We start from the raw sequence: 12,608 nt of genomic DNA, 5'->3' as shown, positions 1-12,608 counted from the left end.
TGTAATTTACTTTAGCAATTAATTAATGAGCTTTTTTAATGCCGTTTTGCACCATGTCTTTACCATTATCGAACACTTCTTGCGTTACCCAGCGCCCCAATAACAGCTGATGTTTATCATCAAGCACGGCAACAAAAGGACGACCATCACTATTATTGGTGGCCAGTGCAACACCTGCCGCATTTTCCAATCCAAGTCCGCCGTTTTCAACCGCACGTAAAAAAGACTCAAGCCCCTCTAGCGTATCGATTACATCGTTATCGTTGATCATAGCTGCATCACTCTTTCAATTCTTAAAACCCTAAGGATACCAGTGTTGGTATTATGGTTAAAAGCCTTGTTAAGCACTTAAACGCACAACTTTTACGCCATCATCAATACTAAATAATACCAACCCATAAACAAGTTTGACTGCCCAGCCACATTTAAAGTTGTGAATGTTAACCAAAAATGCTTCTCCAACCTATAAGTAAACTTTACTCATTACCTATCACGCCATCTACGGATTAAATTTATAAATTTAAATTTCAATTAGTTAAAAATAATTTAGCGCTATATTTATACAAATCACAATGATTCATTTCAATTCAAGATTTAACAACTTCCCCAGTGTTTTAATTGTTGAAAATAAAAACTCATCAACACTTATAAGCTCTTAAGGGGAAGTTATGTTCAAAAATAACAAGAAGAAACTGGCAGTTATTATTAGCCAATCGTTACTTGGGTCAGTGCTATTAGCACCTGAGTTAGTGCTCGCTCAAGACAATAACCAAGCAAATACACAAAGTGATGTAGAAGTCATTCAAGTTCGCGGTATTCGTGGCAGCGTTGTTAAATCACTCAATACCAAAAGATACTCCGACGCCATTGTTGATGCGGTAACCGCCGAAGATATCGGTAAGTTTCCGGACCAAAACGTTGCTGAATCATTGCAACGGATCACTGGGGTTTCAATTACCCGTCAATATGGTGAAGGTGAGCGAGTGAGTATTCGCGGTACAGGTGAAAGCCAAAACAGAACATTACTTAATGGTCAGGCCGTAGGCTCAGCCGATTGGTGGACCAACTCTGCGGCTAACCGAGGTTTCAATTATACTATGCTGCCCTCTGAAATCATTTCAGGTCTAGAAGTATACAAGTCACCTGAAGCCGACATTGATGAAGGCTCTATTGGCGGTACTGTTATTGTGAGAACACGTAAACCTCTTGATTTAGAAGCTAATAAAATAGCTGGTTCCATCATTGCACAGCACAGTCAAATATCGGGTGAAACCGACCCGCAGCTCTCTGCTATGTATAATTTTAAAACACAAGAAGAGGATTTTGGTGCGCTTATTTCAGTGGTGAGACAAGAGCGTAACCTGCGCCGAGATGGCTTAGAAGCTTGGTCTTGGACCTACCGCGATATCACCTTAGAAAACGGCACTGAAGTTAAAAACGTCTACAGCCCAGGCGGTGGTGGTTCGGCCATGTTTACACAACAGCGTATTCGTACTGGGATTAACTTGGCACTGCAATATCGTCCAAACGACAGTATGGATATTGCGTTTAATGCCTTGGATTCAACTTTAGAAGCGGACAATACTAACCAAAATTTCTTATGGTTGCCGGGCTATGGAAATTCTAAGTACACCGATATTACGGTGATTGATCATAGTACAGTAGGAAAAATGGTTGTTGGCGGTACACTGGGCCTATCACCTGATGGCAACAACATTCTAGATGAAACCAAAGTACGTGATTCAGAACTTAAAACCAAGTCATATGACTTGAAAGTGGACCATCTGGGAGAACTTTGGCAGTCGTCATATCACATCGGTTATACCAAAGGTTCTGGTGGCTCTCAAGCCGATCGCTCTGTCGGTTGGGAAGGGAACTACGTGCATAGCTTTGATACATCACATATCGAAGATGTACGTACCAGCTACGCGGCAGATCCAAAAGATGCGCAAAAATGGGATCTGGGGTTTTTACGCTACGATAACAACGATGCCAAAGACGATGAAACTTATTTTCAAGCAGACTTTAAGCGCCCTATCGATGTTGCCATTTTTAACCAACTCAAAGTCGGTATAAAGTACAGAGATCATTCGCGCTTCAACACCAAGCATACAACTGATAACCGCACCGACCTCAACTGGAACTTAGCAGATTACTCAAAGTCGATGCCATCTGATTATCTATCAGGACTTGGATCAGACGGTACGACGCGCAGCTACGCAATTACAGACTCAGATAAAATTCGCCAACACGGCGATGCTCTTGGTTGGAATTATCGAGTACTGAAGGCCAGTACCTTTGATATTAATGAAAAAATCACCGCCGCCTATATCAAAGCCAACTTAGATGCCGATGGCTTACGGGGTAACTTAGGGGTGAGGCTTGTGAATACCAAACAAACATCTTCAGCTTACGCGGGCCAAGCTGGTGCACAGGTATGGACAACGCAAGAGAAAGACTACTTTGATATTTTACCTAGCGTTAACCTAGCCGTTGATTTAGATGAAGATTTATTGATGCGATTCTCTGCTGCACGCGTTATGTCTCGCCCTGACTATGCGGATATGACGGCATCTACGTCATATAACTTAGAAACTCAAACTGGTACAGGTGGCAACCCCAATATCGACCCATACCGTGCCACTCAATTCGACGCAGGTATTGAATGGTACTTCAACGATGCGGGTCTATTCTCTGCGGTCTTTTTCTACAAAGACATACAGTCATTCATCGAAAGCAAACCCGCTTTGGAAGTTCATGAAGGTAAAGAAGTCCTTATCAGTCGCCCCATCAATGGCAAGGCTGGACGAATTCAAGGGTTAGAGTTTGGCTATCAACAGGAGCTATATGAAGGGTTAGGTATTAGCGCAAACTATACCTATGTTGATGGTGAAGCTAAAGATAACGATGGCAACGACATCACCATCCCTGGTAACTCGGAGCATACGGTTAATTTGAGTTCTTACTATGAAAACGAATTCATTAGTGCCCGCCTCTCATACAACTATCGAACAGGGTATGATAGCGGCCGCGATTATCCGGGTTATATTGATGACTATGGTCAGGTAGATGCCAATGTTACTTATAACTACAGTGACAATATTGCTTTGGTGATTGAAGCAATTAATCTCACCGACGAGCATACATTTAGCTATCAAAAAGAGGGCGTTAAGCAAGCACTGACCAGTGTTTATGCTGACGGAAGGCGTTATAGCGCAGGCATTAGATTTAACTTCTAATGCCCAACAAACGACAAACACAACTTATGCACCTATATTTAAGATCTGCATAAGTTTCATGACAGGCGCAAGCTATGTCGAAAAGGATTAAGTCGTATTTTGCTAACACAGGGTCGACTTAATAAACTCCCTGCCCGGGGTTTAAAAGCTGATAGCCAACGCTATCAGCTTTTATTATTTATATTTTCCCCATAGTGTGGTTAGATAATCAGTCCAAAATCAATATCTTTTAATAAACATAAGTCAAAGGATGAGTCACCCAATAAGATGCGCAATAATCTCATTACTCGACTTACTATTTATTACTTACTTGGCTGTAGCTGGCTGGTCAAAGCAGATCTATACAGTGCCACACTAGCCTACCAAGAAGCCGACTATCCGTTAGCTTTTACAGAATTTAATCACCTTGCCAAGATAGGCAATGCAGATGCGATGTATAACCTCGCGGTGATGTATCTGCACGGACAAGGTACACAAAAAAGTATTGAAAAAGCGTTTGTGTGGTTTTCGTTAGCAAATGATTTTGGCATTTTAGAAGCCTCGCAAACTGCCCACTTGGTATTGCAACAATCTACTGAGCCAGAAAAACTACGCAAAACCTTGCAACAACAAAGAACACAGCTCCAGTCTGCATATCGCTTAAATGCTACGCTAAACGACCTAACCCAACTATCAAATGAGCCAACCATATACAAAGTCCATGATGAACTGCCAAAATACCCACAAGAAGCGGTGCGCCAAGGCATTGAGGGATGGGTATGGTTAGAATTCGATATAGATGACAGTGGCAAAGCAATCAACATTGAAGTGGTCGATAGTTATCCTAAACATATATTTACCGCCAGCTTGCTCAACGCCGTCGAAAGGTGGCGTTATAGCGATGCTAAACAAAATCATACGTTGGTGTATCACTTTACAACGTATAAAGGAGAGCAGTACAAACAGACACTGCCAATTCAGAAAAAGGCCTACGAAACTGAGTTACGGCAAAGCATCAATGCCGCGGAGCAAGGTATGGCGCAAGTTCAATATAAAATCGCCAACTGGCTAAGCATGAAAGACTACAACGCCTATCAGCTATTGCGCTATCACTGGCGCTCAGATAATCCAACGGATGAGCTACTGCTGGCGGCGGCCAAAAATGGCTTGAATATCGCCCAGTATCGTATCGCCACACAGTTGCTGACATCTAATAATCACGCCCTAGCTGCGCTTTGGTTAGCACATGCAGCAAAAACAATGGACATCGCCAAATACCGATTAGCCACGCTCTTACTTAAAAATGGAAATGACGCGGATACTGGACAAGCTATCAAGCTCCTAGAAGAAGCCTCTGAACAAGATCACTTGCGCTCCATTATCAAATTGACCGATAGATACGTCACACAAAATATATATCGAGATAAAACAAAATTATGGCTGGATAAAGGGCTGAAAATTGATGCGCATCATCCGCAATTGCTCTTACTTTGTGCAAAGCTTGCCGCATCGCCATCGGATGCCAAAAAACTTGCTACGCAAGCACTAAACTCAGCGAATAAACGCCACTGGAGTAGCCAAAAAATAACTGAATTTTTAGCGAGTTTAGCCACTTTAAATTAAATTTTTACAGGCAGATATACGTTACTGGATTTCTAATGCCATAGGGATATCTAACACCCCTTGTCGATTTCTAACCCCTTCAAGACGCTTAAAACCAAAACGAAGATACACACTTTCCGCATTAAGTGCTGAATTAACGGTAAAACGCCCTGTATTGCCATTATTTAGAGCCTGCGCTTTAACACATTCCCATAGCCTACGTGATAAGCCGAGTCCTTGATAATCATCACTAACAAAAAGATGGTACAGATGACTACTATCTTTAATACCTGCAACGCCCACTATTTCATCCCTTTCATTTATCGCAACCATGTATAGATAGTTGTCGGATAAATAGGATGCAATACATTGCACTGACATTGAGTTACGTAAGATATCACGCGCCGAATCCTCACAAGTTGGACACACATATTTTTCAGTAAGTGTTGTGATCAACTGGCTAATTGCTTGTGCATCGTGCAAAGTTGCCTTTCTAATCTCTATCGTCATTTCCCTTTATTACCTCCAATTATCTTCGACTAAAACAACGTCCCCCAGAGGGGACACTATTAATGGCGTAATAGTACAATATCGCTTTCGTAATTATTGATGCGGTTAAAGATCACTTTTGAGCCATCAAAACTGGACACCACTTGTAACTCAGAAACACCAGAATAAAGATGTAAACCAATGGGTTGAATCAGTTTGACTGTATCATCTTTGCTTAAGTAACGATATAACAGCAATTGATGACCTTTTTTTAATACAAAGTAAATTCCATCTTGATAGGCTGCTGGTTGATATAACGATAACGACACCCGCAATTGCTCAACATCAAATTGGCTATCTAACTTATTTATCAACAAACGGCGCAACTGGTCTTGATAATTAATAAAGCTGATATTTTTTTGCTCTATCGGTAGTGACGAGTCAGAAATACTTGATTGCTTGCGCTCACTTTGTCCTATCGATATATCAAATGACCACGCTTGCCATGGCTGTTCATTACCGAGTTTAGCTTTATAAAATAAGCGTTTACCTTTTTCATCCCAGGAGAGATTAGCAATCTGCGTAAATCCATCTATGACTTTTTTAACTTCTTTGGTAAACATGCTCACCAAAAATACGCGGTTAGCTTTACTAAGCACCGCTAAATAATCACCATCAGGCGCTAGCAACAGCATATGCGGCACTTCGCCTACAGGCAGCATACCTAATAAGCTCGATGTTGGCCTAAAGACATGTTTATGCCACAGCTCAAACTGCTGTTGATTTCGATTATTGGCACTTACCGAAGCATAAACAAAATTTGCACCATCTTTAGAAACTGTAGCATTTAGGTCCATCCTTGATGAAGAAGTGAGCTGTTTTTGCGTAGTAATAAATGTGTCTGTGATTTCAAGTTCGTAGAAGTTAATTTCCGCTATTCCTTCAGTGTGAGCCGATATTGAAGATTGCCTATTAACATCCAGCTCCGATATCCCTCCAAACCCCGCATACACGGTGCGCTTTTCATGCTTGTCCCATAGTTCAATTCCTTGCTTTGCAACCAACAGCGTATCTTTATCAAGGCCTTGAGAAACGGTTGCGTAAGTTTGAGACGATAGTTGCGCTGATTCAAAGTCAGCTTGCCCTAAGTTGCGAAAATGAACGCTATAAATCCCCTCACCTTGTGACTGATACAATAGGCTTTGAGCTTTAACTTGGTAGTGGGTAATGTCCCTAAACGGTAGGGGCTTTTTGGCTATAACACGGACAGAGTCGCTTTCTAAGGCCACTTCAACCAGCTGCAAATATGCACCATGTTTGTCCCACGCCTTAGAGATAAAGTAACCCGGCTGATACTCCAACCAAGGTGCAGAGTCCTGAGCACTATTACAACGCTCTAAAACCATGTCTCTTGCCAGCCGCCAGGTTTCAATTGGTCCTTTGGTATTTAGCGCACGCACTTCGCAAGAAACGGGATCTGAACGAGAATAAATCAGCCACTGTCCGTCATTTGACCAACTAGCCGACTCTTCGCTGTAGCCGCTATTTTTAATCGTGTGAGTGATCTTTGTCTCAAGGTCGTAAACCGCTAAATCAAACTGATCGGCGCCCTGCGCAAGATAACTATAAGCAAGGTATTTACCGTTAGGCGAAAAACGAATAAATACTTCTGCACCCGGTGATGAGGTAATTCGCGTTTCTTGCAAATCACTTTGCTGAGTTTGTTGATACCAATATTCGAGCCCTACAGCGATAAGTGCCGTGATTAACACGCCAACCACAAACCCCATTGCACCAAAATGGGCGCCGCGACCTCGTGAGAGCACTTCTACTTTTTCAAGTAACGAGGGGGCCTTTTCGATTTGCGCAATACATTGATAGCCGATGCGCGGCACGGTTTTAATAATTTTTGAATTAGAAGAGTTGTCACCAAGCAATCGCCTGAGCTGAGCCACTAATTGACTGACAGAGTTATCACTGACAATGGTACCGGGCCATACAGCGTTAAGGATTTCTTCGCGTGTAACAACCTGCCCTTTATTGCTAATCAATAGATATAACAATGCGGCATGCTTCGCTTCGATGCTTCTTTTAGAGCCGTCGACTTTCACAGATAAATTGTCAAAATCGATCAGTATCTCATTGATTAAAAAACGTTTATTTAGGTTATCTACCATCCACGACTAAAACTTTCTTTAACTATGGTTAGGCTTGTAATAAAAGCGTATTATGGGTATCAATCAAAGGTAACTAGCTTGTATTTTAAGTTGATCACTATGTCTGAATTTCTAATCCGTACAACAGCTTGCAGTATCATAGTTATTGCAAGTTCAAGTTATGCTAATGAGCAAGATCATACAACTGAAAATGCACTTGAACGCATTGAAATTCGCGCCTTTAATGACAGCGTTGTCAAGTCTCTCAGTAATAAACGACACAATCAACAAGTTTCAGATACGATCAGTGCCGAAGATATAGGCAAGTTCCCCGATAAAAATGTCGCAGAGGCTTTACAACGAATTACGGGGATTTCTCTATCCAGAGCGCAAGGCGAAGGAGAACGTATTGGTGTTCGTGGCACAACGCCCGAACAAAACAGAACCTACCTCAATGGCCAATATCTGGCTTCTGCCGACTGGTGGATTTCAAGCCAACCTAGCAGAGGATTTAACTTTACGCTGCTACCTAGCGAAATAGTCTCTAGTTTAGAAGTCTATAAAACTCCCCAAGCGTCTCAAGATGAAGGTTCGCTCGGCGGTGCTATCAATATAAAAACCCGAGACCCTTTACTGACCCCCTCAGGATACGCTGTTGTGACTGCGCAACTACAATACAATGACTTAAGCGATGAAGTCGATCCGCAGCTGTCTGCCGTGTATAACTACCACAGCCCAGACCATAACTATGCGCTGTTATTTACCGCAACCAAGCGAGACAGAAGCTTACGACGTGACGGACTCGAGTCATGGGGCTGGCATGAACGAACGCTGTTTCAAGGTAGCGACAATAATTGGTTCGGCAAAGCGCAATCACCATCTGCAAAACAACAAACGCTATGGTTTCCTGGCGGTGGTGGCTCAGCACTATTCCAACAACAAAGAGAGTTACATGCTTACACTATCGATGCTGCAATTCAGTTTTCACCACGCTGGCGACTCGACACCTATGTACTTTACTCTCACCTTAATGCCGACAATAACAACCAAAACTTTTTATGGCAAAGTGCACAGTCGCTGGACTTTGGTGGAGCAGTTAAGGATATTGAAGTCATTGATGGTACGCTCGTTAATGCACATTATTTGCCTGTGGATGGACCATTTAACACCGGTATGGAAGCGATTTGGAGAGATTCACAACTGAGTACCAAAAGTGCACATTTAGATTTGCATTACGATGGCATCTATTGGTCAACACAATGGCAACTTGGTGCTAGTTTGGGTGATGGCGGCACTGCGGCAGATGTTACTTCGCAATTTGCTGCCAATACAGGCTTTTGGGTCAATACGTCTGGTCGAAAAAATATCCTCACTAACTACACCACCTCCCCAAGTGATGGTGCTAATTGGTTTTTAACACAGGCAAGAAAAGATAGCCAAAACGCTCAAGACGATGCCTATTTTGCGCAAGCTGATTTTACCTATGCCTTTAACAGTAAAGTTGTCGATGCATTTAAATTCGGTTTTAAACTCAAAGACCACCAGCGAGATTTTATACGTTACCGCTCACAAGATGGAGGGCTCAATGGTCTTGCAGGTCAACTTAAAACAACCTTGGCTGATTACTCCGCAAGCTTGCCCAAAAACTACCTAAAGGACATAGGTAACGAGCAAACTCTTAAACACTATAGCTATGCTAATTTATCCATGTTGGCTAGAGACTTTGACACGCTTAATTTTCAGCAAGAAGTTGAAAAAGCCAGCCGCTTTAATATTAGTGAACAAACCTTGGCAAGTTACGGGCAATTACAATTATCCACCGAATCCTTTTCTGCCAATATCGGTATGCGATTGGTAAAAACTATTCAAGACTCAGGAGCGTTTAAACGTGTGGCCTCACCAATTGAAGCGCCAGATAGCTACCTTTGGCAGCAAGAGAGCCGACATTACACCGATATTTTACCCAGTGCTAATTTAAAAGTAGACATTAATGACGCTGTGGTAGCGCGTTTTGCCATGGCCAGAGTAATGTCGCGTGCGCAGTTTCATCACCTTATGCCCTCAACAAACTACAACGTCACACAAGCACAAGGACAAGGCGGGAACGCCAATTTAGATCCCTACCGTGCAGCCCAGTTCGATGCAAGCTTAGAGTGGTATTTTGCCGACGCTGGCCTTGCCTCTATTGCTGTTTTTAATAAAGATGTTGAGTCATTCATTGAGTTTGAGCGGAAGTTAGAGCATCACGAAGGTATTTTAATGTCTATCGACAGACCCAATAATGGTGCTGGCGGCAGTATCAGAGGAATGGAGTTGAGCTACCAGCAAGCTCTTGCTTATGGCTTCGGTGTGATAGCAAATTACACATTTGTCGATGGTAAACGCGATAACGCACCAAATAACGTCCCGGGCACCTCCGTCCCGGGCACCTCCGTCTCGGGCACCTCCGTCCCGGGCACCTCCGTCCCGGGCACCTCCGTCCCGGGCACATCCAGGCATAGTGCCAATATCACAGCTTACTATGAAGACCATCAAATCAGCATTCGACTCAGTTACAACTATCGAACCCGTTTTGCCACGGGCATAGGAGAGACCATGATGGACAACTACGGTCAATTGGATGGCAACCTGAGCATAAAACTCACCCATCAGCTTGATCTGCAATTTGAGTTTATCAATTTAACCGACGAGCAAATTTATACCTTTGATCGTAACGAATATGCACCTACTGGCATATATGCAAACGGCAGACGATTTTACGCAGGCCTACGTTATCAATTTTGAACGGATTTAAGAATTACTTAGACCATATAAAAACGAAAATAGTTTGGTGCGTTATCAGATATAGTCGGGTAGCTTGTTATCAAGTACTTCGCTGGAGCGAGCCTGCAGATTTATTGAATCCCCCCCGATCTCTGCTATCTTTTTCTAAGCACTTTATTTTAATCCATATTTAAATGCCTAATTACAAAAATTATCTACCGTGCCTGCTGCTTCCCACGATGCTACTTTGCATCAAAAGTGCATGTGCAAATGATAGTAATTCTGAGCTTTTTGAGGTTTCGCTTGAAGAGCTACTCAACATGCAAGTAACCACGGCCTCCAAACAAGAAGAATCATTACGAGATACCAATGCAAGTGTATCTGTTATCTCACGTCAGCAAATTGAGTTATTTGGCGCCCATAGCTTATATGAAGTGCTTGAGCGTATTGTGTCTGTAAATAGTAATTTTGGGGTAATAACGGCGCTGTCGACCCGAGGGAGCAAACCTTGGACGGGTATATTGCAGCACTTGGGGTTATTAAATGGTCGGCCCTTTGGCAATCTATCTGGCGCGCACAACTTATACACTTCCATTCCACTATCGTCTATTGAGCGCATAGAATACATTCGCGGTCCAGGTTCTGTGCTTTATGGAACTAATGCTTATCAAGGGGTGTTCAATATCATTACCACCACCCCCAATACAAACGGTTGGCGTGCAAATCAAAGAGTGACGGTTGGTAGCTTTAACTCAAAAATTCTTGATGGTAGCTATTTATTTCAACAAGATGATTTTGAAGGTGCACTGCACTTACTTTACACGGATATTGATGGTTGGGATGCAACCACAATCGACCCAACCTCACAACAAGCATTTAGTAAAAAAGCTTTTCAAAAGGAAAAAACGCTCCATTTCAATGCCTCTTACCAAGGCGTTTCTTTTGCGCATTTTCGTAGCGTCCAAGATAAATTTGCGAACTTTTGGGATGCCCCACAAACGCGCTATATTCCTTGGTCAAAACGCCACCCGTCAACTTTTAGCAATTTAAGTTACAAACACAGTTTTACGGATAACTGGCAGCTTGCTAGCCACTACACCAATATCAAAAAAATAATGGAATGGAGTAGTAATGGCATTGCAGACAACGCAGTTAGGATCAGATCACCTTTAAACATTAGGCTATTGGAGTTTAACCTTACAGGCGCTTTGACTGAGCGAACCAAATTACTCATTGGTGCCAATCATGAACACAGGCGAGTCTTTGAAGCATCTACTATACCTGATGTAAAAGAGCGTTATGCCAGTGTATATACTCAAATCAGGCACGCCCTCACCGACAATCTCAATATTGAGATTGGCGGTCAATATATTACCTCTGTTGAGCTTGTCAATAACATCAAAAATCAGGCTGATTTTATTCCAAGATTTGGACTGACTTATCATTTAAATCAGCATTGGACATTTAAGCTTCGCCACGCAGAGGCTTATCGGCACCCATCTTCTGGCGAGCGAACCATAGAAACACCTGGTATCCAAAAAGGCACTCCCGATCTCAATTCGGAAACTATCGCAACCACTGAAGCCCAGCTGTTTTACCAAACCGCTGAAAAGCTGTTTACCTTAACTGTGTACAACAGTGAAGAGCAAGATTTGATATTACTTAAGCCCTCAAGCGATCCTAATTTTGCCTTAGAAAATAAAAACAGTGGTGCAATTTCTTCTTATGGTGTTGAGATAGAATATAAGCATCAATTTACACCGAGCTGGTACATTGAACTTTCAGCCACACATCAACGTAACAAAGACAATTTAGATACCAAAAATATCAACTTATCGCCCAACAATAACTTTAAATTGGGATTAGGGTATGACGACAGCCAGTGGCAGATAGGTATGTACTTATTAAGTTACTCGACATATCACGACAATATTTTGTTTGACCCAAAACGCGAGTTGGTTAACCCCCCCGCCAATGGCTATGACTGGCTAACACTTAAAGCAAGCCGTAAATTTACCCTTAGTACGCGTGATAAGCTGACGGTATCTCTTGAACTGAAAAACTTACTAGATGAATCAGTCTATCAACCTAATGACACACCGGTGTTTTACCCACTTAACACTTTACCAGCGCGTGAAGGCGTGAGTGCCTATTTATCGCTTAACTATCAGTACTAATGGCTAGATGAAAAATAATGCAAGCATTCCATGGTGTAGCAGTACCGTTTCTCAACAAAGATGCATTGAAAAACGAAGCAATATGATATTAACTTGAACTATCTTTGTTGATATTCATTGTGTTTGCTACAAAACCGCGTACTTCTCCCTGTTATAAGTACAATATTTCATAAACCACACAAATTACGCTTGTATTAACAAAT

Annotated in this window: 7 protein-coding genes; 4 read left to right on the top strand and 3 right to left on the bottom strand. The window is 42.3% G+C overall.

The features are described from left to right. Positions 1-22: 22 nt before the first annotated feature. Positions 23-271 (bottom strand): hypothetical protein, encoded by a 249-nt coding sequence (locus HC733_RS02240; protein ID WP_190363437.1) that lies wholly within the window; start codon positions 269-271, stop codon positions 23-25. 397 nt (positions 272-668) lie between these two features. Here HC733_RS02240 and HC733_RS02235 point away from each other — a divergent pair, with 397 nt between their 5' ends. Then, positions 669-3,239 carry a TonB-dependent receptor gene (locus HC733_RS02235; protein WP_190363436.1) on the top strand — a complete coding sequence of 857 codons (2,571 nt, stop codon included), beginning with the start codon at positions 669-671 and terminating at the stop codon, positions 3,237-3,239. A 267-nt stretch (positions 3,240-3,506) separates the two neighbouring features. After that, complete coding sequence (locus HC733_RS02230; RefSeq protein WP_190363435.1) at positions 3,507-4,841, top strand: TonB family protein; 1,335 nt, start codon at positions 3,507-3,509, stop codon at positions 4,839-4,841. A gap of 21 nt (positions 4,842-4,862) precedes the next feature. On the opposite strand, the gene HC733_RS02225 is transcribed toward HC733_RS02230, so the two are convergent. Further along, the gene (locus HC733_RS02225) at positions 4,863-5,330 is read right to left on the bottom strand and encodes a GNAT family N-acetyltransferase (RefSeq protein WP_194709945.1); all 468 of its coding nucleotides are present in this window, start codon (positions 5,328-5,330) and stop codon (positions 4,863-4,865) included. Between the two features lie 59 nt (positions 5,331-5,389). Next, the gene (locus HC733_RS02220; protein WP_190363434.1) at positions 5,390-7,486 is read right to left on the bottom strand and encodes a winged helix-turn-helix domain-containing protein; all 2,097 of its coding nucleotides are present in this window, start codon (positions 7,484-7,486) and stop codon (positions 5,390-5,392) included. Between the two features lie 99 nt (positions 7,487-7,585). Between HC733_RS02220 and HC733_RS02215 the strand changes: the two genes are divergently transcribed. Further along, a complete protein-coding gene (locus HC733_RS02215) occupies positions 7,586-10,249 on the top strand; it encodes a TonB-dependent receptor (protein ID WP_190363433.1) in 2,664 nt (887 codons plus the stop codon). A 299-nt stretch (positions 10,250-10,548) separates the two neighbouring features. Next, a complete protein-coding gene (locus HC733_RS02210; protein WP_190363432.1) occupies positions 10,549-12,405 on the top strand; it encodes a TonB-dependent receptor plug domain-containing protein in 1,857 nt (618 codons plus the stop codon). Positions 12,406-12,608: the final 203 nt, after the last annotated feature.

Origin of the sequence: Pseudoalteromonas sp. S16_S37 (assembly GCF_014694405.1) — a bacterium.
Taxonomy (GTDB): domain Bacteria; phylum Pseudomonadota; class Gammaproteobacteria; order Enterobacterales; family Alteromonadaceae; genus Pseudoalteromonas.
The sequence above is the reverse complement of the archived record's forward strand: the minus strand, read 5'-3'. Positions and strand labels throughout refer to the sequence as shown.